Here is a 22,900-nt window from a genome sequence, read left to right as displayed (position 1 = left end):
GGCATGTCCGCAGCCCTCACTGGGGCAATGCGGTGTGGGAGGGAGTGACCGTGAGGTCACTCTCTACCCGATTTCGACCGCTTCGCCAAGGCGACATGCGCCTCGGCGCGCTTTTCGGAAATCAGAATTTATGCGCGGTGCCGCCCTTGAAGCCCACGGGCTTGGCCGTGCGGCACGGCTTGATCACGAGGTTGGGCTTCGTCAGGGAGGCCGAGGGCAGAGGCGCGATTTCCGCGCACTCTCCGTGCTTCTTTCTCAGCATATCGATGTCGCCGAACTCGATGGCCCGCTCCGGGCAGCTCTCGACGCAAACGGGTTGAAGCCCGCGGCTCGTGCGGTCAACGCAACCGTCGCACTTGCGCATTTTCCCGATCGCCTGGTCGAGCTGCGGCGCGCCGTAGGGACAGGCCTTGGCGCAGGCCCCGCAGCCGATGCACTTCTCCTGGTCGATGACGACCAGGCCGTCCTCGGCGCGCTTGTGGTGCGCGTGGGTCGGGCAGACCTTGACGCAGGCCGGATCCGAGCATTCGTTGCAGCTGATTGAAATGTAATAGGCAAAGACGTCCTGCCGCCAGGTTCCGTCCCAGTTCTTCTGCCAGCCGCCGCCTTCGAATTCGGTCACGCGCCGGAAGTTCATCCCCGCCGGGGTGTTCTTCAGATCCTTGCAGGCCACCGAGCAGGTCCTGCAGCCCGCGCAGCGGGTCGTATCAATGTAAAAGCCTTTCTGTGTCATGCTGATAGTCTCCCGTTGCATCAGATCTTTCGAATCTCAACCAGAATGTTGTGCTGGGCATTGCCCTTTGCATACGGACTCGGGCGGTGCGCGGTCAGCGTGTTGATGCAGCCGCCAACGTCCACCTTCCGGCCGTTTTCCATCACGGGCTTGTACCAGGCCCCCTGCGGGATGGTGCAGACACCGGGCATGAGGCGCGGGGTCACCCGGGCGGGGAGCTCCACGATGCCGCGGCCGTTGAAGATGTGCACCTTGTCCCCGTCCTTGATGCCGCGCTTTTCAGCGTCGAGCGAGTTCATGAAAACCACGTCGGGATGCAGCTCGCGCAGCCAGGGCAGGTTGTGGAAGGTCGAATGGATGCGGCCGTGACCGTGGAAGCCGAAGCACTGGAGCGGGTATTTCTTTGCCTTCGGGTCCCCGGGCATGTCCCAGGTCGGGCGGAAAACCGGAATCGGAGAAATGCCGTCGCCTTTGGGCAGCACCCAGTCCTTGACCTCCTTGGCAAGCCGTTCGGAGTAAATCTCGATCTTGCCCGAGGGGGTCTTCAGTTTGTTCTTGGCCGGATCCTCGCGGAATTTCTCGAGGGCGATCGGGTCCTTGCGGTAGCCCCAGACCTTGGCCATGCCGTTTTTCCAGAAAGTGTCGAAGTCCGGAAGCTGCTTCACCTTCTTGCGGGTTTCCACATAGCACCATTTCACCCAGTCCATCTGGGTGCGGCCTTCGGTGTACTTGTCTTCGAGCCCGAGCTCCCGGGCGATGCGGCGGCAGATTTCCCAGGACGGAAGCTGCTCGAACTGCGGCTCGACCGCCTTCTGGATCGCGAGCAGCCCGGCCACGTCGCCGTGGCTGCCGCCGTTGCTGGCGATGTCATCGGTTTCAGGACCGAGCGTGTCGGGCAGCAGGATGTCCGCGTAGCGGGCTGAAGGCGTCATCATGTTGTCGCAGACCACGAGGAACTCGAGCTTGCTCGTATCGCGCAGCAGCTTGTCGGTCCAGTTCACGTCTCCGTGCTGGTTGATCATCGTGTTTCCGCCGGAGTTGACGATCATCTTGATGTTTTGCGTGAGCTTTTCCGCGCCTTTCAGAGCGTCGGTTCTGCGGGTCATCTCCTTGCCGCGGTAAATGGCGTCGGTCCACAGGTAGACCGGAATGCTGGCCTTCACGGGGTTTTTGCCTACGGGCAGGTAGACGGCAGGGAAGGGTGTGTTGCCTTCGTGTTCGCCCGAGTTGGTTCCGGGCAGGCCGATCTGGCCCAGCAGGATCGGCACCATCGCGATGGCCCGGGCCGTTTCCTCGCCGTTGGCCTGGCGTTGCGGACCCCAGCCCTGAGAGACGAACAGAGGCTTGGTGGTGCCCATTTCCCGGGCGAGGTTACGGATGACGTCGACCGGGATGCCCGTGATCGGAGCCGCCCATTCCGGCGTCTTCGGGGTCTTGTCCGGCCCTTCTCCCATAATGTAGGAGCGGTAGTCGGAATGCGCAGGAGCGGATTTCGGCAGCGTCTTCTCGTCAAAGCCGACGCAGTACTTGTCGAGGAAGGCCTGGTCAATCCACTTGTGCATGATGAACTCGTAGGCGAGGGCGTTGACCAGGGCGGCGTCCGTGCCCGGACGGATCGGGATCCACTGGTCGGCGCGGGACGTCGCGGTGTCGGTGAAGGCCGGGTCGATGAGGATCATGCGCGGGCGATGGCGCGCGCGGGCGAGGTCAATCTGGTAGCCCTTGCCGCCGCCCGAGGGGCGGTTGACCAGCGGGTTGTTGCCGAAGAGCACGTACAGTTCGGCGTGCGCGATCTCGGAGGGCAGGGAGGCCGGGCGTCCGCCGTAGGTCATGGGGAAGGAGGCGGAAAGCTGTGCGTTCGAGTACGAGCCGTAGTATTTCAGGTATCCGCCCATCAGGTTCATGAGGCGCTGCCAGGCGCGGCGCGAGCTCACGAGCGACTGCTGGCCCGAGCAGTACTGCCAGTAGATGGCTTCGTTGCCGTAGCGGGCCTTGATGCGCTTCCATTCGGAGGCGATGGTCTTCACGGCCTCGTCCCAGGAAATGCGCTGGAATTTCCCGTCGCCGCGCTCGCCCACGCGCTTCATCGGGTAGCGCAGACGGTCGGGGGAATAAATGCGCTGGCGCATCGAGCGGCCGCGCTGGCAGGCGCGGATCTGGCGCGGGACGTTGCCGTCGGGCTGGGAGTTGTCGGTTTCGATGCGGATCACCTGACCGTTGCGGGTAAAGCAGCGCACCGGGCAGCGCTGCCCGCAGTTGATGACGCAGGCGCACCACTTGTAGCTGCCCAGCTCGTCCACGGCGGCAGCGACCGCGCGGGGGACCGGCATCATCTGAAGCCCCAGCGCGGCGCCTGCCGCGGCGGCGGACTTAAGGAAAGTTCTCCGGTCTGTTCTGGGGTGAAAAAAATCAACGCCCATGTTGTTGTCTCCTTGTGTTCGGTTTTCGGGAAGGGCGCGGGGAGCCGCATCCGGAAAAAGCGGGAAGTCTCGGGCGATCCGTCTCTTCTGGGGCCTCTTTCGGGCCGCGGGATCGCATTGGCGGGGATATTCTTGCGGGCCCGGGAGTTTTGCAAAAGAGGACATTCCCCGTCCCCAATGTCAAATTTGACAGTCCGCAGAGAGCGGTTTTTAATTTTTGACATTGGGCTGTCCTCGCCAGAGTCGCAGCGCAGAAGGCCTAGACCCTTCGTATGACAGGCTTTCCGATGATTCGTAGGCGGACGTGGCCGCGGAGAGTCTTCATTAATTAATTGAAAATTAATCTCATCTTGAGGCTCCGGCGGTGTCCTTCCCGGACCGGGCCGGAAAGCGCCTTTCCTCCGGGCTTCGCAGGGGAGAAGAAGCAAAAGGGCGGGGCGTTGTCCGGGCGACGAAAGAATCAGGCCTTTTCTCGGTCTTCCGGCTTAAGGGGAGGCCATTGGGACGGGAGGCGGCAGCGGTCGGATTTTCTTCAGTACGAAAAGTTACACAAAAGTCTCTTTGAGCCCCGGTGGGACTGATAAACTGCCCTGCAGCCGCGCCGGAAAGAGAGCGTTGCGGCCCCGGTTCCGGGCAGAGCCCGGAAGCGGCCGGACGAGCAGCCGGCGAGGCCGGAAAATAACTCATAAAGGAGAACCTATGAAATACCGTTGCACTGTTTGCGGCCATATCTACGACGAGGAAAAGGAAGGCGTGAAGTTCGCCGACCTGCCGGATACCTGGACCTGCCCGACCTGCCATCAGCCGAAGTCCAAGTTCGTCCCGGTCGAGGGCGAGCTCACCTGGGCCGCCGAGCATGTGGTGGGCGTTGCCAAGGACGTCCCTGAGGACATCAAGAACGACCTCCGCGCCAACTTCCAGGGCGAGTGCTCTGAAGTCGGCATGTATCTGGCCATGTCCCGCGTCGCTTTCCGCGAGGGCTACCCCGAGATCGGCCTGTACTACGAGAAGGCCGCTCACGAGGAAGCCGAGCACGCCGCGAAGTTCGCCGAACTGCTGGGTGAAGTGATCACGGACTCCACCAAGAAGAACCTCGAGATGCGCGTTGAGGCCGAAAACGGCGCGACCGCCGGCAAGACCGACCTCGCCAAGCGCGCGAAGGCTCTTAATCTCGACGCGATCCACGACACGGTCCACGAGATGGCCCGCGACGAAGCCCGCCACGGCAGGGCCTTCAAGGGCCTGCTTGACCGCTACTTCGGCAAGTAATGCGATGCGTCCTGAAGCCCCGCAGCCGCGGGCCCTCAGGACTCTGAGCCCGCCCTGAAGGTCCACCGGGTCCGTCCTTGGCGAAGCGACAGGGCAGAAAGCAGCGAGAGTAATTCCCGCTGCTTTTTTTGTGGTGCGTCCAGCAGCGCACGTGTGACCAGTGGGGAAAGTCCACCGTCCGCCCGATCGAGGGAAGGACTAGCGACTCGGCAGAGTCAGGGAGGTAACAAACTGATGAAGGAAGCCGATAGCAAAACGTCAGCCTGACGAACAGGAACTGGATATGAGGCGACGACTCCGGGAGAGCAGGCCACATTCTGTTAACCCCATATCGATACGGAAGGAGCCGGCGTAGATCCAGCAGGCAGGACGCAAAGCACACGTGTGAGACCTGGGGAGATCCTTGACGATGCCGCAGGGCTGCCGCGGTCGAGAAGCCAAGGCATATCGACAAGGAAGTCAGCAGAGGCCGTAGCAGGCGGAAGCGCCGAAGGGCCGAATTCGAACTTGTAAGTAGAGCGTACAGCTCTCCCGAACCCGGCGACAGCAGCTGTAAAAGTCGAACGATAGGAAGCAGATCGCCTCCGACGGCAATGGACGGAATCCGAAACCGAACGAGAGCGGCCAGACGGGTCGAAAAGGCGACGGGGCCTGTGCACTGGACGAACACAGGGGGTAACCAGTGATAACGCTGGAAGAAGTCCTATCACCCGAAAACATGCGCGAAGCATGCCGCAGGGTGATGGCAAACAAGGGAGCTGCGGGGGGTTGACGGCATGACCGTCAGACAACTGCCGGCTCACTTTGAAAGACATGGAGCAAGCACCTGGCGCACATCAACGCCTACTGCAGGGGCTATGTCGACGATGTGCTCTCCGAATTCCGCCGCGCGAGCGCTCTTCTGGAAGTGCATCCTGAAATCGTGAGCGAAAGCTATGTCTCTGATCGAAGCGGCTGGATGGTGTCGTTTGACGGGAACGGCCTGGTCGCCTCGCACGTCATGCGCAGGACGCCGGCGCGCTTTGGCTACGGGTGCGACCGCCGGGAGGTCAGCCGCGCCATACGAGACCATGTCCTTCAGCTCGTGAAGCCCGACTCGCGCGGCTCGATCGGGCTCGTCTCGGGAGACGAGGGTGTGGAGTGGCTGGAGAGTCACCCGGGATGCGGCTGCGCGTTCGACCGCGTCACCCCGTTTTCTTCTCGCGTGTTTTTGGCCGCCGCACGGCGCTCGGACAGCACTTTTCTGGTGGATGCCATTTCAACGGACGGCGGGGGCATCGCCTGCAACGTGATCCTCGAGCAGGGGCTGTGCATTCAGGAGCTGGCCGGCATGACGCTGGCTGAATTCGCTCTGAAGACCTCGCTGCTTCCGGCCCGGATGCTCGGACTCGAAGGCCGGAAAGGACATTTCACGCCCGGGGCTGACGCAGACGTCACCGTCTACGACCCCGTGTCGCAAAAGGCCGTGCTCACGCTCGTCGAGGGCAGGAAGGTTCTGTTCAGGGGGACAGTCGCCAGACAGCCCGGCCGGGTGATCTGCACCGAGTCGGGCCGCTCGAGAGTCGAGGCGGCGGGCCTCGAGGCGGTCGTCGTCCGCGGCGGAATTCCGACCCTGCGCCGCCGCCCCTGACCCCAGGTGAGGCCTTCCCCTGGGGGAGGCCTCGCTCCGCGGAGAGGGCGTGCCCGGGGCGGCAGCCTTCATGAAGGCATTTTTACCCTGCTTTACAACTTCTTTTCGAGCTTCAGCAGAAGATTTTTTAACGTTTCCGTCTGCTTTTGCGTGAGTGAGCCTTCAATGAGAGCGTTCACCTCGGCCTCCAGGGGAGAGAGGGAGCACAAGAGGTCAAGCCCCTGATCTGTGAGGGTGAGGGTCAGGTTGCGCCTGTCGCCGGGATCCACGGTCCTCCGGATGAGGCCTTTGTCCTCGAGTCGATCCACCAGCGCCTTCGTCGTATTCTGGTTTTTCTCCATGCGGTCGGCCAGTTTCTTCTGGCAGAGCGGGCCGTCCTCATGGATGATGCGAAGCCCCACCCACTGTTCAATGGTCATATGGCGGGACTTGAAAATGTCATCCAGCCGGTAATGGACCTTTCGGGAAACCCGGCCCAGGATGAACCCCAGCGTGCTGTCCAGTTCCATGTTCACTCCTTTAAGGGGAGCACCCGGGGAGCGCCGCGTGCGCTCCCGCCCCCTCCCGGTTACTTCAAATAGGAATCAAAGAACCGGGTGATGATGTCCAAGACCTCTTTCTGGTTCCAGTAGATGCCGCCATGGGCGGCTCCTTCCACGAGATAGCGCTTGGAAGGAATGCGGTTTTTCTGGAGAGCCTGAAAGAGGAGGTCCGTCTGGCTCGGAGAAACCACGGTGTCCTTCGTCCCGTGCATGAGAAGCATCGGGGCGCTCGTTTTGGAAATGTAGGAAATGGGGTTCGCTTTTTCCGCCGCCTCTTTGTCAGCCAGGATGCCTCCGTCCTTTCCACCGAAAACGGGAGAGCCGTTCACCCAGAGGGCTTCGGTGGCTCCGGCGGACTGGTGGGTCTTCTTGACGGCGCCGCTGTAATCGTCGCCAATGCGGGTGAGGTCTGAGAGGCCGTAAAGGTCAACGGCAGCCTTCACAGAACTCGAAAAATTCAGGTTGTCCCCTTTGTCAAAGGCGGTGGTGCCGCTGGTGGTGCCGGCCATGGCGGTCAGATACCCGCCGGCGCTGCCGCCTACGATGCCCACGCGCTCAGGGTCGATGCCGAACTGGTCAGCATGGGCCTTCAAAAAGCGGATGGAGGCCTTGACGTCTTCGAGCGGCTGCGGGAAGCGGACGGTGGGAGCGACCCGGTACTGAATGGACGCCACTACGTAGCCAGCTTCGGCCAGATGCATGCGAAGCTGGATGCCGTTGTCCTTGTTGGCGTTGATGAAGCCGCCGCCTGTGACATAAACGATGGCCGGCAGCTTTTTCTCAGACTTCGGCTGGAGGATGTCCATTTTCATGGCCACGTTCGGGTAGCCCCTCATGGGCACCTGCTCATAGACAACATTGGAAATCTGGTTGATGAGCGGTGTTTTCACTGCCACGGAAAGCTCGGGGCTTTCCACTTTCCCGGGCATATTCTTCGTGGCTGAATCCACGTTCACTTCCATTGCCAGCGCGCTGCCTGCCATCAAAAGGCAGCCGGCCGCGGCAAAAGCCGTCAGTTTCGCTTTTTTCATCGCGCGTCTTCTTATGGGTAATACTACGATATGGAATTAATTAAGCACCGGGATATTAATACGATAACGTAGTAATTGCAAAAAAGAGAAAAAGAAGGAGTGCCCGGCTGTCTGCTTATAAAGGCGCGGCTGCGCTTGGGGCCCGGCTTTGGATTGCCGCGGAGAGGGCGGCAGGCCTTCTCGTTCAGGGCTGGGAGCCCTTCTTCGGGTCGGCGGGCCTGGAGGGGCCTTCGCCCGCCTCGAGCGACAGCTCGATTTTCCGCCTCGCCCTGCGGGGGAGCTTTTCGTAGGCCGCCTTGCGTTCGGCCTCGCGCGCCTGACGCTCCTTTTCGCGGTCGTCCATCACGCACTTGCCGCTTGCGAACATGAAGCCCAGGATCCCGACGCAGGCGATCGTGAGGACGCTGTCGGTGAAAAACGTGGTGAACCAGGCGGCGATGAGCCCCACCATGAGCCCGACAAGAGCCGGCATGAATTTTAACTTCATCGTCTCTGTCCGCCCCTTAGAAGAACGCGATCGGAGCAGTGAGCTCGTCCAGGCACGCGAGGACGCTCCAGGCCGCGGAAACCGACGAGCGGGGGTTGTCCGGGTCGGGCCGCGAGGAGAAGCTTAATTCTGCGTGCAGCAGCGCGTTCTTAATCCGGATCCTGTGGGTGGTCTCCTTTAAGCCCGGGACGCTCGTGAGAGTCATGCTCGATTGATCGGCGCCGCTTGCGAAGCGGGCCGCCACCGCGACGTTCACGTTCTTGGGAAACTCCCGTATCGCCTCTTCAATCGGGCCTGAAAAGGCGACTTCCTCGTGCTCCTTCGAAAGTTCCCGGCCCGCGAGGCCCGGGGCCCCGTTGAGGCTTCCCGGGGCCTTGCGGCTTTCAAAATCGAGCTTCGCGCCGCCCATGAGCGCGTAGGTGCGCAAGAGGTCCAGGCCCCCGATTGCGCCGTTGGCGATAATGAGGCGGGTGCCGCCGGCGAGGGCGGCTGAGCGCGCCGCAGCGCGGAAGTCCGGGTCGGCGAGCGCGCCGGCCGAGACCGCGAGGAGGCTCGTGCTGCGAAGCACCTGAGGGGCGTAGGTCTTGAGAGCCGCAACGCCCGCGAACTCGACCACGTAGTCGGGCTCTAGCGCGAGAAGCTCTTCGAGCGTCCGGCAGGCCCTGGCGCCGTACTCTTCGGCCAGCGGGAGCGTTTTCCCGTACGTGCGGCTCATGATCCCTTCGAGCCTGCAGCGCCCCCCGAGCGAGTCGGCAAAGTGGCGGCAGAAAACATGCGCGAGCGAGCCCGCTCCGATGACGGCGATTTTTTTCATGGCGGTCTGAATATGTGTCGGAATGGCTGAAAGACAGAGCCTATTTTAAGCGGGCGGGCCCCTCCGGGACGAACCGGATTTGCTAGGATCGTGCTGTGTCTGTCCGGTCAAGGAGAAGGAAATGTTCGTTGGAAGCCTGCAGCGCTGGGGCAAGGAGAGTGTGAGCCTGCATCCGGCCTTTGCCCGCGCGATGGCGCTTTTTCTGCAGAAAGGGGGCGCGGCCCTGCCCCTCGGGCGGCATGAGCTCGAAGGCGGCGACATCTACGTGAACGTGGAGGAGGGCGAGACCCGGCCGCCGGAACAGAGGCGCTTTGAGATGCACCGCGCCTTCGTCGACGTGCAGATCGTGCTCGAGGGCGAGGAGCGGATGGACTGCGCGGTTGTGCCGCCTACGGAGCCCGCGCTGGAGGAAGACTTCGAGGGACGTGACATCGCCTTTTACCCGGACCCGCAGCGCTTCCAGACCGTCCTCCTCGGAGCCGGGGACTTTGCCGTATTCCTGCCGGGCGAGCCCCACGCCCCGAACCTCGCCTGCGGCGAGCCCTCCTGGCACAAAAAAGCCGTGATCAAGATCCGCGCCGCGCTTCTCGGCTGAAAAAAACGCCCCCCTTTGAAGGAGGGCGCTTTGAGGTGCAGTGTTTCAGAGCGCTTCAGAGAAAGTCCGGGCGGCGGTAGTCCTCGAGGGCCTTCTCGAGCCTCTTTTCGCCCGCTTTCTCAGAGAGCATGCGGCGCAGGGCCCTGATCTGCTCGTCCAGGGCGCGCAGCTCGCGCGCCACCCGCTCGGCGCGCGAACGGACCGAGTCATACCTTTCGAGGCAGTAGTCGAAGTATTCGTTCATGTCAGTCTCCTTCATCGTTCTTTCTAAAGCCCGGCCTAATCAAGACGGGTTTACAGGGCGAAGTCCGCCTCGTGCATAGCGCGGAGAGCCTCGCTGATCTTCTGCTTGTCGCCGAGCTTCTCGAGCTCGGAGTGGAAGAGCTCCGCCTGCTCCCTGAAGGCCTCGTAGTCGGAATTCAATTTCTCGCGTTGAGCCTCGAGCCTTGCGAGGTTTGCAATCTGGTCGTCGTACACGCTGCCGTTCATGGCTGCCTCCCGTTTCTTTTCCTTTCAGCCTGAAGCCCGCCGCTTCAGGGAACGGGGGAAAGATTACAGGGGGAGGCCCCGGAAAGCTCAGGGATCTTAGGACCAGCTCGCCTTTAACTTAAGGCTAAGCTAATCATGCGGCGGACGAATCCGGGTCGTGTGAAAGAGGGGAAAACGGGTCGCGGGATAGGCCCGCCGCGGCGCTTTCCCTTTTTTTCCCCGCCCCCTATGAGCGGGGATTTTCAGGCAAGAAGGGCCCGCTCGGCCTTGAGGAAGGCTCGAAGCAGACGTGCGGCCCGCCTTGTGCGGGGCTCCGGGGGCGCCTTTTCGATCTCGGCGCAGACGCTCAGGCCGAGCGGCGCGGCGTGCTCCGTGATGAAGGTCCGCTCGAGCTCCGGGCGCTCCGCTTCGACGAGCCTGGCCGCGAAGGCGAGCTCGAAGGGCAGGGTGTCGGCCTCGCGCAGGTCGCCCGCGGGCCGCACGCCCGCCTCGTCGTAGATGCGGCTCACCTCGCGCAGGGCGCCCTGGCAGAGGATCGCCTCGCGGCTCGTGTAGACCGACTCCGAGAGGGCGACGGTGCACCGTCCCACGCCGTAAAAGAGCCTTGCGAACTCCCGCTCGAGCTCTTCGTCCGGCTCGGGCGGCAGGGTGCCCGAGAGCTCGGGCGGCTCGCTGCCCAGGGCGGCGCACAGCGCCGCAACCGACTCCTCCACTCCGGGCCAGAGTGCGAGAAGCCCGGCGCTCCGCGGTCCCCTGAAAAAGACAGAGAAAAACTCATAGAGCCTGGCCCGGGTGCTCTTCAGGCCGGCCCGGATTTCCTTTCGATCGCCACCCTGCATAGACTCGCTCCTGACTTTTTGACCCGCTCCCCCGGAGCGCCCGCCCGGGGCCGCTCCGGGAAGAGTCCCTTTTCGCGCGGTTGATGCGCGTCTTACCGCATCTTGTCCTTAAGCGATGCGGGATCGGCGTGCGTGGAGGCGTAAAGGACCTTGGGGCGGCGCTCCGCGCGGCCTCCGAGCGGCCTGGAGCGCTCGAGCAGCTTCTTCTGCGGCTCAGTCAGGCGGTCGTAGTCCACGAAGACGAGGCTGCCCGTCGGGCATACTTCTACGCATTTCGGAACAAGCCCGCGGGAAGTCCTGTGCGCGCAGAGCGTGCATCGCTCGGCCTTCCCCGGGATCCTCTTCTGGTGCGGCAGCAGCGGCCCGGCTTCGAGCGGCGCCTTCGCAAAGTAGTTCGTGCGGCCCGTCCGGTTGAACTGCGGCACGCTCCAGGGGCAGGCCTCGCGGCAGGCTCCGCAGGCGATGCACTTCGAGTCGTCCACGAGCACTTCGCCGTTCTCTCCCTTCCGGATTGCCTTGGCGGGGCAGGCGGGCAGGCAGGCGGGCTCCTCGCAGTGCATGCAGCCCACGCGGAAGTAGCTGATGATGCGCTCGCGCTCGTTTTCCGTCCGGTGCAGCTGGTTCCACTCGATGTCCGGCGCCACCTTGTTCTCCTCCTTGCAGGCGACGAAGCAGGCGTGGCAGTTGATGCATTTGTCCATGTCGACAATCAGTCCGAATCGGCTCATTTCTCACCCCTCCTTCGTGATCTGGACGCAGGTTTCAAAGTACGGGGCGTAGCCCGAGAGCGGATCGAACTGCCTCGGGATCAGAACCTGGGAGTTCTGGTTCCCGCGCCAGCCGTACTGCATGCCTGCCGTGCCCGGCGGCACGATGATGGAGACGCGGGCCCGGGCGTGCGCCTCGCCCCAGGGATTGCGGATCACGATCCGGTCGCCCTCCCGGATGCCGCGGCCAGCGGCGTCCTTCGGGTTGATGTCCACGGTGGACATGGGCTCGATTTCGAGCAGGTAGGGGCAGTCCGAGCGGGTCTTGGAGTGCGTGATGTAGGGCGCCCTCGTTCCGTTGATGAGCTTGATCGGATAGTCCCTCGTGGGCTGCCAGGGCGCCTTGTAGAGCGGAATCGTCCCGAAGCCCAGCTTTTTCGTGACCAGCGACGAGAGCTCGATTTTGCCCGAGGGCGTGTTGAACCCGGGCCGGCCGTCGGGCCGCAGCAGCCCCTTTTCGTACTTGTAGGGCTCCTGTTTGCGGGACTGAACGGAGGTGAGCGCGGGGAGGTTCCGCTGTGCCGTGCGGTAGTCGGTCCCCCAGGTCCGAAGGATCGAGTCGCAGGCCGCCACCGGGTCTCCGTTGAAGAAGTGCTCCGGGGTGTCGAGGATCGAGCCCAGCTCGAGCGCGATCCGCCAGTCCTCCCTTGCCTCGCCCATGGGCTTCACGGGCGTTCTCACGGCCACTTTCCCGCCGTGCGTGCCAAAGGGCGCGTAGCGCTCGAAATTCATCGCGGCGGGCAGCAGGATGTCCATGTCGCGGTGGGTGATGTCGCGGTAGAAGTAGTCGGTCGCAAACGAAAACTCCATGTCGCGGATCGCCCGGGCGTATTCCTGGGGCTGCGGCCAGATCATCACGTTCACGCCGAAGCCCCCGAAGGCGCGGATTTTCTTCTCTTTCACGTACTCGGGGAGCATGTTTGGGTTCCACTGCACCTGAGTCGCGTTCCAGACCGGGACGAAGTCGCGGTCGAGCCGGTCCTTTTTATGCTCCTCGAACCAGTGGTAGTCGACGAAGTCCTTCGTCAGGCCGTTGTCGTGGACGATGTAGCCCTTCGGGCCCACGGAAAAGAGCGCGCCGCCTGGGCAGTCGATGTAGCCGAGGATCGCCGGGACGCACAGCAGCGCCCTCGCGTTGTTCACGCCGTTGCGGGTGTGCGAGAGCGACTGGGAGGTCATCGCGTAGCTGCCCGGACCCTTCGCGTAAAGGCGGGCCGCCCGCACGACGAGTTCCGCGGGCACCCCGGTGAGCTCCTCGGTCCTCTGGGGCGTGAAGTCCCGGCAGTACTCCCGGTACTCTTCGACCCCGTAGACCCACTTGTCGCAGAAGGCCTTGTTGTAGAGCCCCTCCTCGAAGAGGACGCGGCAGAGGCCCGCGGCGAGCGCAGCATCGGTCCCCTGCCGGGGCTGCAGGTGCACCGTGGCGAGCTCAGCGGTCTTCGTGCGCCGGGAGTCGACCACGATGATGTTGACGCCGCGAGCTTTTGCCGCGGTGATCATCCTCCACCACCCGTGGGGCTTGGACCAGGCGCCGTTTGTGGCCATGACGAGGTAGGACTTTGTCTGCGGGCCGCAGCCTCCGCCGCTGTTTTCCTGTCCGAAAACCAGCGTCTCGGCGAGCAGCGTCCCCTTGCGGCAGGCGATCGAAGACTCGGTCGCGTAGTGCCAGGTTCCGAAGTAGCGCGCGAGCCGCATGACGGCGGGACGCGGCTCCTTGGGGTCGCCGCACATCAGCATCACCTTGTCGGCCCCGTAGTCCTTCTTTATGTGGTTGAAGTTCTGGGAGATCGTCCGGTAGGCCTCCTCCCAGGAGATGCGCACCCAGCCGGGGTCGCGGCTGCCCTTGGGGTTCGTGCGCTTCAGCGGGTGGAGCAGCCGCTCCGGGTTGTAGAGCCGCTGCAGCGTGGCCAGCCCCTTGCTGCAAAGGATCTTCTGCGGGTGTTCCTTCCAGCTCTCGATCGAGACGATGGTGTTTCCGATCCTTTGGAAGCGGATGCCGCACATCGGCATCTGGTTGCAGTTGTCGCAGATCGACCAGCCCGCGGCGCTTTTCTCCTTGGCGAGGGCCCGTCCGGGCAGGAAGAAGGTTCCGGCGCCCGGAACGGCGGCGAGGACCGGGAGGGTTTTAAGCAGGTTGCGACGAGAAATGCCTGCGGCCGTCTTTTTTTCGTCAGTCATGCAGGTCTCCTTGTTTTTTTATTTTTATGTCCTCCGGAGCCTCGCCGCGTTTTGCCTGCGCGGGTTTCTGCGGCCTCGCGGCGCCAAGGCGCGCCGCGCGGGGGTTGTGCTTTCATTGTAGGTGTGAAGGCAAGGGCCTGTCACGTGTTTTTGGGATGCCCGCCTTCGGACAAGGCTGCCGGGCTGCGGGCCCCTCGGGGAAAAAGGAGAGAAAAACCATGAGCGAGTCGGTTCACCAGTACATCAGGCTTCGAGGCGCGCCCCGGGAGCGGGGGCTGCAGTACGGCCGGGCGGCCGCAGAGCGGATCCGCGCCGTGATCCGCGGCTTACGAGGAGCCGATTGCCCGCTTCAGGCCGGATCTGATTGAAGAGATGAAGGGCATCGCGGAGGGCGTCGGAGTGGATTTTGCCTCCATTCTCACGCTCTACTGCAGCTCGGAGGAGATGTCCGCGACGGCGAGCGTCCCCGAGGATTCCTGCAGCGCGATCGCGGTGCCGCCCGAGGCTTCCGGCAACGGCCGGACCTACCTTGGCCAGAACTGGGACTGGTGGTCGATCGGGCGGGGCACGACCGTGCTGCTCGAGGTCGAGCAGAAGCCCTTCGCGCGCTGCCTCATCGTGACCGAGGCGGGGCTCGTGGGCGGCAAGGGGTTGAACGAGTTCGGGCTCGGGCCCACGATGAACGCTCTCTCGGTGAAAAAGGGCAGGGGCGGAGTTCCGGTGCAGGTGCTGCTGCGGGCGGCCCTCTCGCAGAGGACGGTCCGAAGGCGATCGAGGCGATCGCGAGCGCGAAGCGCGCCGGCGCGGCCTGCATCGGACTCGCTTCGGGCGACGGGCACGCGGTGATGGTGGAGGCGGCCCCTGTGGGGCTTGCCGTCCTCACGGGCGGCGGCCGTCCTCTCTGCCACACGAACCACTGGCTCTCGGAGCGTCTCGCGGCAGGCCCGGAGGCCGCCTGGTACAGCTATAGCTCGACCTTCACGCGGCTTGACCGGATCCGCCGCCTTTCGGCGCTCGAGGCGGGGAGCCTGCGCTGCAAGGCGCTCTTTCGGATTTTCTCGGACCACGCGGGCTGTCCCGACAGCGTCTGCCGGCACGACGACGAGCCGCTGCCCGAGTACCACAGGCACTGCTCGCTCTGGTCTCTCGTGATGGACTTAAGCGAGCGCACGCTCTGGCTCACGGAAGGTTCGCCCTGCTGCACGGCGGCAAGGCCCTACCGGCTCTGAAAAAAGGCCCGGAGGAAGAGGGCGCGCCTTTCAAGAGGCGGCCCCTCCTGCCGAGCCTCCTTTTTTCCTACCAGCCGTAGATCCTCGGCCAGACGGCCCGGACCTCGGTGCCGTCGTCGACCACGTAGTACTGCGGATGCTGAGCCGCGGTCGGGCACGCGTGGTTCGGGAAGATGCGCAGCATCGTCCCCACCGGATAGCGCCCGAGGTCGAAGGCGCTGCCGTCGCGCGAGGAGATGATGCCGTGCTCCTGGTTCGCGGAGACCACGATCAGGTCTTCGGGCACAGGCTCTCCGTTGATGTCAGCCACGAGCCCGTAGCCCTGGTCGAGCTTCTGGGAGGCCGTGCCGCGGTCCCTTGAGAGCGCCATCCAGCCCCCGTCGGTGATCACCCAGTTCTTTTCCTTCTGGTGCCCGATCACGGTGACGAGCACCGACAGCGCGAGGTCGCTCTGGCGGCAGACGCCCAGGCCCAGCATGAACAGGTCGAAGAAGGCGTAGACGCCGCAGCGCAGCTCCGTGACGCCGTCCAAATTGTCGCCGAACGTCGCGGTGGGAGTTGAGCCGACGGACACGATGGGGCAGGGCAGGCCCGCCTCGCGCAGTCTCGAGGCGGCCCTCACGACGCCGTCGCGTTCTTCATGCGCCCGGTGCAGCATGTCCGCGGGGCCGGTGGCGTTGTAGGAGCCGCCCGCGTGGGTGAGAACTCCCGCGAGCTCGGCTCCGGAACCGGGCCTGAGGCTGCGGGCGACCTTGATCAGCTCGGGGCTGTCCGGGGGAAGCCCCGAGCGATGCCCGTCGCAGTCGATTTCAAGCAGCGCGCGGATCGTTACGCCCTGTTTTTCACAGAAGTCGCTGATCGCCCGGCCGGCGGCTTCGTTGTCAAAGATCACCTTGACGTCCGCGCCCTGGGCGTTCACGGCAGCCACGCGCGCCAGCTTCGAGGGGGCGATCCCGACCGCGTAGATCATGTCTCTGACGCCGTGCGCCGCGAAATACTCCGCCTCCTTCAGCGTCGAGACTGTGGCCGGCCCCTGCGGGGTCGTCATCTGGCGTTTTGCGACGTCCCAGCTTTTGGAGGTCTTCAGGTGCGGCCGGAGCGCCACGCCGAGGCTGCGGGCCTTGGCGGCCATGCGCTCTAGGTTCCGGTCAAGCCGTCCGGCGTCCAGAATCAGAGCCGGGGTCTGCAGATCATTCAGTGTTGTCATGGACCTTCCTTTCAATCAGTGATCGCTCTTGATGCCGGCACTGCACATCGACAGCACCGAATCCGGCGTCGGACCGTAGAGGTCGCAGTAGCGGCGGTAGGCCGCCAGGGCCGCAGCGGTCGTGTGCTCGGCATAAATGCCGCGCCGGGCAAGAGCTGCGCGCGCGGGCAGGATCTCCTCCTCGGGCGCCGTGACGATCCGGATGGAATGGCGGCGGATCATGTCGAGGATTTCATCGGCTCGGGCGGGAACGCCGATCGCAATGCCTTCGGCCAGCGTGGGCTTCGGAGTGATGTGCACGAGATGCCGGGCGTTCTGGCGCAGCGTTTCGGCAAAGGGAGCGCAGTTCTCGCTCTGGACAGCCACGATCTGCGGGAAATGATCGATCGCACCGCTGGCGAGCAGGTGCTCGAGCGCCTTCACCGCTCCGATGAGCAGCGTGCCGTTGCCCGTTTCGATGAAAATATGCTCCGGAATTCGCCCGAGCTGCTCGAGCAGCTCGTAAATGTATGTCTTGGTGCCCTCGTAGAAAAAGGGGTTGTAGACATGGTTGGCGTAGTACGCACCTTCTTCCCGGACCTTTGCCCGGCAGACGTCGGCGCAGTGATCGCGGGTTCCGGGAACGACGACGGCTTTCGCGCCGTATGCGCCGATCATGGCGATTTTATTCGGGCTCGTTCCCTCGGGAACGTAGATTTCGCAGCGGATGCCCACGCGTGCGCAGTAGGCCGCGACGGCAACGCCGGCGTTTCCGCTCGAATCCTGGACGCACTTCTGAACCCCGATCGCCTTCATGTGCGCCACCAGGGCCGCGGCGCCCCGGTCCTTGAAGGACAGAGTCGGGGTCATATAGTCCATCTTGACGAGCACATCGCGGTCAAAAGGAACGGCCGCTGTGAGGCCCTCACCCATGGTGACGTCTCTCCACGCGTCGCCCTCGATCGCCATGAAGGCCCGGTAGCGGAAAATGTTCCAGGCGCTGCGGTCAATCAGGCTGAGATCCCAGGCCGGAGGGGTGTAGTCCAGTTCGAAGAGTCCGCCGCAGCTGCAGCAGGGCGAAAGAGTGGACAGCGGCGCGGTTTTCCCGCATCGGGTGCAGACAAAGTTCATGAGCTCGGACCTCCGTGGCTAAATTGAGGAGTGAGTCTGCAGGGCCCGGCCTTCCGCAAAGCGCGGAAAAAGGGACCGCGGGCGCTCAGTCCGGTCTCAGCATGCCCGCGATGATCAGCAGGGCGGATGCTGGAGAAGGCGTTGTGCCCGCGCGGCGCAGCAGCCGCGCGGCATGCGCGGAGCAGAAAAAGACTTCGGCCATTGTGGCGAGCCATCTGCAGCCGGACATCACTGCAAACACAAAGATAGAGTACACCGCCGTCATCACGCTGACCTGTCCGATATAGGAAACCCGGGAATCGAAGAACTGCGGCAGCATGGAAGGAAAGCCGGCCTCTGGGGATTGGAGAGCTGAAGCCAGAAGGCCGCGGAAAGATCGCGCCGGGGTCCCGTCCCGGGCAGCCCGCGGCGGTTTCAGGACCAGAGCGGCGGCCGGGGCCGCCGGGCCTTCACGCCCAGGCAAACGAGCTGGACGATGCCCGCGAGGCGCCGCGCGGCGTATAGCGCGGGAAGATGGCTGGGGAAAACTCCCGGGCCGCCCCCTTTCCTTCTCCCGGCTCTGCCGCTGCGCGGAACCTGTCCACGGGCAGTCCGGCGCAGATCCGGAGATCGTCTGCCGGACCGGTCGGATTCCCAGGAAGCTAAGCGGACTTTCGACTGCAGGCCGTTTTGTCGACCAACAGGACGCAGCCCACGATGCAGGCCGCCCCGACGAGCTCCATAGGCTCGAACCGGGTGCCCAGGACGAGCGCTGTAAACACCACGGCAGTGAGCGGCTCGCTGCAGGACAGCAGACCGGCCGTCGGCGCTGTGATGAGTCTCAGGCTGGTGAGGTAGCAGACGAAGGCGGTGACGGTGCCCACGACCACCACGACGAGCACACACAGGAGGGAGCGCAGACTCCAGATCCCGTTTGCCAGTCCGCCGGGGGCCGCGGCCAGAATCAGCAGGCCGCCCAGGAAAAGCCCCCAGCCCGTGACCAGAACGGGACTCACGCGCCTCAGGACGCGCTGGGGCTCAATCGAGCAGAAGGCGCCGCACAGAGCAGAGACGAGCCCCATCGCCACGCCGGTCACGGAGAAGTCCAGGGCATCTAGGCTGCCCTTGGTCACGAGCAGAGTGATCCCGAAAGCGGCCAGCAGCACGCAGACGAGCTCTATCACGCGCGGGGGACGGTGTTCGGCGCGCACCTGCCACAGGAGAAGGAAAAGGGGAATCGCCCCGGACAGCACGGCGGCCGTTCCGGCGTTGGAAGCCGCGATGGCCAGGAAAAAGGTGTACTGCATCAGCCCGGTGCCCAGGCCGTAGAAAAAGATGTCGCGGCGATTGTGCGGGTCGCGCATCGGCCCGAGGATGTCTTTCCTGAACCAGAGAGCCTCGAACGCAAGAATGAGCAGACCGCCTGCGATCAGACGCAGTGCAACCAGCCCTTCGGCCGTAAAGGAGAAAAATTCAAAGAGATACTGGGCCGTTACGCCCATAATGCCCCAGCAGGCCCCCGCTGAAAAAGCGAGAGCCGCACCGAGTTTTGCGCTTTTCATGGCAACCTCTGAAAACCGGGCCAGGCGGGCGGGGCATACCACTGCTCCAGGCCCGGGTCCCCAGACTCAAAAAAATTGGGTGAAGCGCAGGTTTTGAAGGCCTGCACTTCGGGTTGGTGATGTAAATGTAGGCGGATTGGAAACGTTCGTCTAAAAAATTGACAATTTTGTAAAATTAACTTATCAAAAATGTGAACTAATAAAGACAGGCTTATGAATGCGCTTGAAAATGTGGGTTACTGGAGGCTTTTCCTCGCGCTGAGCCGCAGCGGATCGCTGTCGGCCGCGGCCCGCAGCGAAGGCTGCAGCCTCGCGGCAGCCTCGAGAACCCTTGCCCGCCTCGAAAGGGAGCTGGGCTTTCTGGTTCTGGAGCGCTCGCGCAGGCCCGCAGCGCTCACGGCCCGGGCGAAGGCCCTCGTGCCCGCTGCCGAGAATTTTGTCCGCGCTGCGCAGGCCGTGGCTGCAGCTTCGGCCTCGGGCAGTGGAGCAGGGAGCACGGCGGGCGCCCTCAGAGGCCACTTCCGCATCAGTCTTCCGGCCAATTCCGGCCGCAGCACGTATTTCGCGCTTCTGCAGGAGCTGGAGTCGCGGCATCCGGGCTTCAGTGCGGAAATTATGACGGACTGCGGGACCGAGGGGCTGCTTGCCGGGCAGGCGGATCTGGCGCTCATGCCCTGCGATCCCGCCTCGAAACAGCTCGCGTTTTTTCCGGCCGGGCTCGAGTACACCTTTCTCATGGCCACCCCCGGATACCTGAGGCAGCACGGCAGGCCCGAGAGCATCGGGCAGCTGGAGAACTACACCGTGCTGCTGCAGAGCGCAGCCTCAGCCGGTTTTTCAACGAGGCTTGAGCGAGGGAGCCAGTATGTTTATCTATCCCCGTCGCAGCCCTGCAGGCAGGGGGATCCCCTGTTCTGCAGCGCTCTGCTTCTTCAGGGCGAGGGCATTGCGGTTGACGTGGCGCTCGGAGCGGTTGAGGACGAGCTTGCCTACGGACGGGTGGTGCCCGTGCTCGATGGCTGGCATCGGGAGCCCTGGCGCAATGCCGTGGTCTGCCGCGCAGTGGACGCCGGCCGTCCTGCCTTTTCGGAGCTTGCCCGGATTCTTCGCGATCATGCTGTCAAAACGGCAGAGGAGCGCTGGAAACGGTGGTACGCGCATTTTGGATTCATGAGCGCGGTCTCGCAGCCTGAACAAGCCGAAACGGCCGGCCCGAGGGTATAGTGTTGGCATTTTCCTCAAGGACACCAGCTGATGACAGTCTTCGCACATTGGAAACGCTTGGCCGGAGCAGCGGCTCTCTGCACTCTGATGGCTTTTAACCCGGCGCAGAGTGCAGATCTGACGGACGTCGACGGTGCGGCGCTTCTCGAGAACCCTCCCGCGGAGGGCTCCGCGGCCTTTGCAGCCGACCAGGTCTTTTATCAGTACGGACTTACTTTGCGGAATACGCCCCGCGGCCGGCTGGCCGCGGAGGACGCGGATCTTGTGTCGCTCGACAGCTTTGACCGGCGCTATTCCGCCGTGACGGGCTACCGGCTCTCGAAGTCCGAAACGCCGAGGACACGGCTCGCGATGCAGGCGGCCATGGGACCGATCCTCGAGTCGATGAAAAGCGCGAAGAAGAAGTTCATGCGGCCGAGGCCTTTCGCCGTTCACGAAGGGGATGCGACCTGCCGCCCTGATCAGAAGCCGCATCTCAATCCGCGCATGAGCTATCCCTCGGGACATTCCGTGCGCGCCTGGGGCTACGCCCTGGTGCTCTCCTCGCTGATTCCGCAGAAGGCCGAGACGATTCTGCGCGAGGGGCTTCAGGAAACTGAAAGCCGCTGGATCTGCGGAGCACACTGGATGAGCGACACGAAGGCGGGAAGGATCCTCGCCTCGGCCGCGTTTGCCAAGCTGACGGCGGACCCTGCGTTCCTGAAGCTGCTGGAGGATGCCCGCAGGGAGCTCTCCGAGCAGGCGGCGAGGCGGGCGCGCTGATTCTTTTTCAGGCGGGACGCCTGGAGCCTCTGCCGGGAGGTCAGGGCTTCGGGGGCCGCAGGTTCGAGTCCGGGCCGTGTCCCTCGAGCGGGGCGCCGCGGAGGTTTTTCAGGTCATCGGGTGCGGGGCCTGCGCTTCGCTTGAGATTGTCGGGCACCGGGCCCCAGGGATTCTCGTGCGGAAAGCTGCGCATGAAGGACTGGACCCAGATCCAGATGAGTGCGAGCAGCCCGGTGGCTTCCAGAATCGTGCTGGCAGTGCGGTAGGTCTGCTCGTCTTCGGTTGACAGCAGGGCGGTGCCCACGAAAATCAGGCCGTAGGGAAGGGCAATCCACCAGCCGCTGTAGCCCCGGTCGTGAAGCCGGCGCGCGGTGACGGAAATGGTGGGAACAAAGGCGAGGATCGCCGCGACGGTGCCGAGCAGCGGGTCGATGGCAGTCAGGATGACAACGGTCATCTGAGTAGCCAGGACAAAAACCCAGAACTCTTTGCGCGTGGATCGGCTTCGAAAGTCGAAATACTTCGTTAATCCCGATTTGTACAGTTCCCAAAGAGTTTTTTCACGCGTCATGGCGAAAAATCCGGCCGGCTGTTCAGAGACAAAAAGTCCGCTTCCCTCACGAGGCGGGCCATGGATTGTAGCGGATTTGTCTCTTGGGGCGAGTAAAAACTGCGGGGGTTTGTGCGGATAGAGGGCGGGTGCCGGCCGGGCCGCCGTTTTTCTGAAGGGAACAGGCAGGGACCGCTGTCTGCGGTCCCTGCCTTACCCGATCAGGCGGCCTCCTCTCCGGAAGAGGCTCCGCCTTTGAGCGGTGAGAAGCTCTGCTCCTTCTCGATTTTTTTGACGTAATCGTTTCCCCAGCTGCACATGGCCTGAAGGACCGGCACCAGGGTCTGCCCGAAGGGCGTGAGGGAATACTCGGTATGCGGCGGAACCACGGGGAAGACCTCCCGGTGCACCAGGTCGTCGGCCTCGAGTTCGCGCAGCTGCTGGGTCAGCATTTTCGCGGTCGAAGCGGGTACGAGGCGCTTGAGCTCGCTGTAGCGCTGAGGCTTCTGCGCGAGGTGCCAGAGAATCATTGATTTGTATTTTCCGCCGATGAGCTGCACTACGGCATCCACCGGGCAGACAAAGGTTCTCGTTTTCGCCGTCAAGGGTATCGCTTGGTTGTCTCCTCTCGCGGTTGTTCGGGCAGTATAGCTTCAGGGCTTCCTGGTCTGCAAAGCCTGGTCAAGTACGCGTGCCAGCTCAAGGTCCGAGGCCGGGTTCTGGCCGGTGATGAGCTCCCGGTCCTGCACCACATGGCTCTGGTACATGCCGTTGAGGTCCATATGCGCGCCGGCGATCTGAAGCGCCTGCTCGACGTGGAAGGGCATCTGGGCGCCGTTCTTGACTGCGATTCCTGGGTGAGGATGCGCACGCGGCCGCGGGGCAGATCCTCGATGAGCCAGGCGTGCACCACATCCAGGCGGTGCTGCGCGTCGCCTTCAGCCCGGCCGTGCCAGGCGAGGCGGCCGGGACGGCCCTCGGACGTGGCTTCGTATTCGATTACCTGAGCCGCGATCGGGAAGCCGAAGGTCTTGAAGCGGAAGCGGGTGCCCGGTCCGAGGACGAGGCGCCCGTCGGAGGCCCCTCAAATTTCACGTCCGAGGCGTTGGTGTAGTAGCTGTGCCAGAGTCCTGCGTTGCACAGCAGCGCGAAGACTTCCGCAGCACTCAGGCCGCGCACGATGGTTTCGTTGGAGGCGAAGTTGTCGGTGAACCCGGGCTGGTAGCCTTCGGGTCAGTTGATTGCATTCAGCATTTCTGATTCCTTCCGGGCTTTTTCGTCCGGTCTGTTGTTTTTGATAGGTGTTATTTTGTTCGTATAATTTTAAAAAGCAATAACATACTAAAAAATTACATAGTTACTAAAAAGAAACTATAGACGGGACCCGCGGCCGGAACGGCAAAAAGAGTAGAGTGGCTTACGGTTGCCGCGGAGCCAGATCGGCCGCGGCTTTTTTTCAAATAGATTTCGGCGGGGCAAAGCC

Annotated in this window: 27 protein-coding genes; 8 read left to right on the top strand and 19 right to left on the bottom strand. The window is 63.5% G+C overall.

The window, feature by feature from the left end; genetic code table 11:
* Positions 1 to 121: 121 nt before the first annotated feature.
* Together MAF45_RS00660 and MAF45_RS00655 are read right to left on the bottom strand one after the other, a co-directional pair.
* Entirely contained in the window at positions 122 to 733 is a 612-nt protein-coding gene (locus MAF45_RS00660; RefSeq protein WP_237977623.1) for a DMSO/selenate family reductase complex B subunit, read from the bottom strand.
* A gap of 20 nt (positions 734 to 753) precedes the next feature.
* Complete coding sequence (locus MAF45_RS00655; protein ID WP_237977622.1) at positions 754 to 3,153, bottom strand: DMSO/selenate family reductase complex A subunit; 2,400 nt, start codon at positions 3,151 to 3,153, stop codon at positions 754 to 756.
* A gap of 699 nt (positions 3,154 to 3,852) precedes the next feature.
* Between MAF45_RS00655 and MAF45_RS00645 the strand changes: the two genes are divergently transcribed.
* A complete protein-coding gene (locus MAF45_RS00645; RefSeq protein WP_281069855.1) occupies positions 3,853 to 4,422 on the top strand; it encodes a ferritin family protein in 570 nt (189 codons plus the stop codon).
* A gap of 868 nt (positions 4,423 to 5,290) precedes the next feature.
* Positions 5,291 to 6,052, top strand: coding sequence for an amidohydrolase family protein (locus MAF45_RS00640; protein WP_237977621.1), 762 nt, complete (start codon positions 5,291 to 5,293; stop codon positions 6,050 to 6,052).
* Positions 6,053 to 6,144: 92 nt separating this feature from the next.
* Here MAF45_RS00640 and MAF45_RS00635 read toward each other — a convergent pair whose 3' ends face one another.
* The 4 genes from MAF45_RS00635 to MAF45_RS00620 all read right to left on the bottom strand — a co-directional run bounded on the left by MAF45_RS00635 (position 6,145) and on the right by MAF45_RS00620 (position 8,926).
* Positions 6,145 to 6,561, bottom strand: coding sequence for a MarR family winged helix-turn-helix transcriptional regulator (locus tag MAF45_RS00635; protein WP_237977620.1), 417 nt, complete (start codon positions 6,559 to 6,561; stop codon positions 6,145 to 6,147).
* A gap of 59 nt (positions 6,562 to 6,620) precedes the next feature.
* Positions 6,621 to 7,625 carry an alpha/beta hydrolase gene (locus MAF45_RS00630; RefSeq protein ID WP_237977619.1) on the bottom strand — a complete coding sequence of 335 codons (1,005 nt, stop codon included), beginning with the start codon at positions 7,623 to 7,625 and terminating at the stop codon, positions 6,621 to 6,623.
* A gap of 184 nt (positions 7,626 to 7,809) precedes the next feature.
* A complete protein-coding gene (locus tag MAF45_RS00625) occupies positions 7,810 to 8,112 on the bottom strand; it encodes a hypothetical protein (protein WP_237977618.1) in 303 nt (100 codons plus the stop codon).
* A gap of 16 nt (positions 8,113 to 8,128) precedes the next feature.
* Positions 8,129 to 8,926: an aspartate dehydrogenase domain-containing protein gene (locus MAF45_RS00620; protein WP_237977617.1), complete on the bottom strand. Its 798-nt coding sequence runs from the start codon at positions 8,924 to 8,926 to the stop codon at positions 8,129 to 8,131.
* A 121-nt stretch (positions 8,927 to 9,047) separates the two neighbouring features.
* On the opposite strand from MAF45_RS00620, the gene MAF45_RS00615 reads away from it, so the two are divergent.
* Positions 9,048 to 9,521, top strand: a complete 474-nt coding sequence (locus tag MAF45_RS00615; protein WP_237977616.1) for a NanQ anomerase/TabA/YiaL family protein — start codon at positions 9,048 to 9,050, stop codon at positions 9,519 to 9,521.
* Positions 9,522 to 9,576: 55 nt separating this feature from the next.
* Here MAF45_RS00615 and MAF45_RS00610 read toward each other — a convergent pair whose 3' ends face one another.
* The 5 genes from MAF45_RS00610 to MAF45_RS00590 form a co-directional block, all read right to left on the bottom strand.
* Positions 9,577 to 9,765, bottom strand: a complete 189-nt coding sequence (locus MAF45_RS00610) for a hypothetical protein (protein WP_237977615.1) — start codon at positions 9,763 to 9,765, stop codon at positions 9,577 to 9,579.
* A 50-nt stretch (positions 9,766 to 9,815) separates the two neighbouring features.
* Positions 9,816 to 10,010: a hypothetical protein gene (locus MAF45_RS00605; RefSeq protein ID WP_237977614.1), complete on the bottom strand. Its 195-nt coding sequence runs from the start codon at positions 10,008 to 10,010 to the stop codon at positions 9,816 to 9,818.
* A 242-nt stretch (positions 10,011 to 10,252) separates the two neighbouring features.
* Positions 10,253 to 10,849, bottom strand: coding sequence for a TorD/DmsD family molecular chaperone (locus MAF45_RS00600; RefSeq protein ID WP_237977613.1), 597 nt, complete (start codon positions 10,847 to 10,849; stop codon positions 10,253 to 10,255).
* 92 nt (positions 10,850 to 10,941) lie between these two features.
* Positions 10,942 to 11,577, bottom strand: coding sequence for a 4Fe-4S dicluster domain-containing protein (locus MAF45_RS00595; RefSeq protein ID WP_237977612.1), 636 nt, complete (start codon positions 11,575 to 11,577; stop codon positions 10,942 to 10,944).
* Positions 11,578 to 11,580: 3 nt separating this feature from the next.
* A complete protein-coding gene (locus tag MAF45_RS00590; RefSeq protein WP_237977611.1) occupies positions 11,581 to 13,794 on the bottom strand; it encodes a molybdopterin-containing oxidoreductase family protein in 2,214 nt (737 codons plus the stop codon).
* Positions 13,795 to 14,012: 218 nt separating this feature from the next.
* Here MAF45_RS00590 and MAF45_RS00585 point away from each other — a divergent pair, with 218 nt between their 5' ends.
* Genes MAF45_RS00585 through MAF45_RS00575 form a run of 3 tightly spaced genes read left to right on the top strand, consistent with a single transcriptional unit; the run spans position 14,013 to position 15,023 of the window.
* Positions 14,013 to 14,162 (top strand): hypothetical protein, encoded by a 150-nt coding sequence (locus MAF45_RS00585; protein ID WP_237977610.1) that lies wholly within the window; start codon positions 14,013 to 14,015, stop codon positions 14,160 to 14,162.
* Between the two features lie 4 nt (positions 14,163 to 14,166).
* Entirely contained in the window at positions 14,167 to 14,640 is a 474-nt protein-coding gene (locus tag MAF45_RS00580) for a C45 family autoproteolytic acyltransferase/hydrolase (protein ID WP_237977609.1), read from the top strand.
* Positions 14,640 to 15,023 (top strand): C45 family peptidase, encoded by a 384-nt coding sequence (locus tag MAF45_RS00575; protein WP_237977608.1) that lies wholly within the window; start codon positions 14,640 to 14,642, stop codon positions 15,021 to 15,023. Before MAF45_RS00580 ends, MAF45_RS00575 begins: the two co-directional genes overlap by 1 nt.
* A gap of 67 nt (positions 15,024 to 15,090) precedes the next feature.
* On the opposite strand, the gene MAF45_RS00570 is transcribed toward MAF45_RS00575, so the two are convergent.
* The 4 genes from MAF45_RS00570 to MAF45_RS00555 all read right to left on the bottom strand — a co-directional run bounded on the left by MAF45_RS00570 (position 15,091) and on the right by MAF45_RS00555 (position 18,881).
* A complete protein-coding gene (locus MAF45_RS00570; RefSeq protein WP_237977607.1) occupies positions 15,091 to 16,230 on the bottom strand; it encodes a DSD1 family PLP-dependent enzyme in 1,140 nt (379 codons plus the stop codon).
* A 15-nt stretch (positions 16,231 to 16,245) separates the two neighbouring features.
* Positions 16,246 to 17,340 (bottom strand): threonine synthase, encoded by a 1,095-nt coding sequence (locus tag MAF45_RS00565; protein ID WP_237977606.1) that lies wholly within the window; start codon positions 17,338 to 17,340, stop codon positions 16,246 to 16,248.
* An 85-nt stretch (positions 17,341 to 17,425) separates the two neighbouring features.
* Positions 17,426 to 17,659, bottom strand: coding sequence for a hypothetical protein (locus MAF45_RS00560; RefSeq protein WP_237977605.1), 234 nt, complete (start codon positions 17,657 to 17,659; stop codon positions 17,426 to 17,428).
* A gap of 322 nt (positions 17,660 to 17,981) precedes the next feature.
* Complete coding sequence (locus tag MAF45_RS00555) at positions 17,982 to 18,881, bottom strand: EamA family transporter (protein ID WP_237977604.1); 900 nt, start codon at positions 18,879 to 18,881, stop codon at positions 17,982 to 17,984.
* Positions 18,882 to 19,094: 213 nt separating this feature from the next.
* On the opposite strand from MAF45_RS00555, the gene MAF45_RS00550 reads away from it, so the two are divergent.
* Together MAF45_RS00550 and MAF45_RS00545 are read left to right on the top strand one after the other, a co-directional pair.
* A complete protein-coding gene (locus MAF45_RS00550) occupies positions 19,095 to 20,105 on the top strand; it encodes a LysR family transcriptional regulator (protein ID WP_237977603.1) in 1,011 nt (336 codons plus the stop codon).
* Positions 20,106 to 20,135: 30 nt separating this feature from the next.
* Entirely contained in the window at positions 20,136 to 20,867 is a 732-nt protein-coding gene (locus MAF45_RS00545) for an acid phosphatase (protein ID WP_237977602.1), read from the top strand.
* 40 nt (positions 20,868 to 20,907) lie between these two features.
* On the opposite strand, the gene MAF45_RS00540 is transcribed toward MAF45_RS00545, so the two are convergent.
* From MAF45_RS00540 to MAF45_RS00525, 4 genes are all read right to left on the bottom strand, one after another.
* Positions 20,908 to 21,438, bottom strand: coding sequence for a DUF805 domain-containing protein (locus MAF45_RS00540; RefSeq protein WP_237977601.1), 531 nt, complete (start codon positions 21,436 to 21,438; stop codon positions 20,908 to 20,910).
* A gap of 200 nt (positions 21,439 to 21,638) precedes the next feature.
* Positions 21,639 to 22,022, bottom strand: a complete 384-nt coding sequence (locus tag MAF45_RS00535; protein ID WP_237977600.1) for a winged helix-turn-helix transcriptional regulator — start codon at positions 22,020 to 22,022, stop codon at positions 21,639 to 21,641.
* 48 nt (positions 22,023 to 22,070) lie between these two features.
* Entirely contained in the window at positions 22,071 to 22,244 is a 174-nt protein-coding gene (locus MAF45_RS00530; protein WP_237977599.1) for a type 1 glutamine amidotransferase family protein, read from the bottom strand.
* Positions 22,245 to 22,416: 172 nt separating this feature from the next.
* Entirely contained in the window at positions 22,417 to 22,596 is a 180-nt protein-coding gene (locus tag MAF45_RS00525; RefSeq protein WP_237977598.1) for a hypothetical protein, read from the bottom strand.
* Between the last annotated feature and the right edge of the window lie 304 nt (positions 22,597 to 22,900).

It is taken from the genome of Mesosutterella porci, from assembly GCF_022134585.1.
GTDB classification, from domain to species: Bacteria; Pseudomonadota; Gammaproteobacteria; order Burkholderiales; family Burkholderiaceae_F; genus Mesosutterella; species Mesosutterella porci.
Note: the sequence above shows the minus strand (reverse complement) of the source record. Positions and strands in the feature narration are given on the sequence as shown.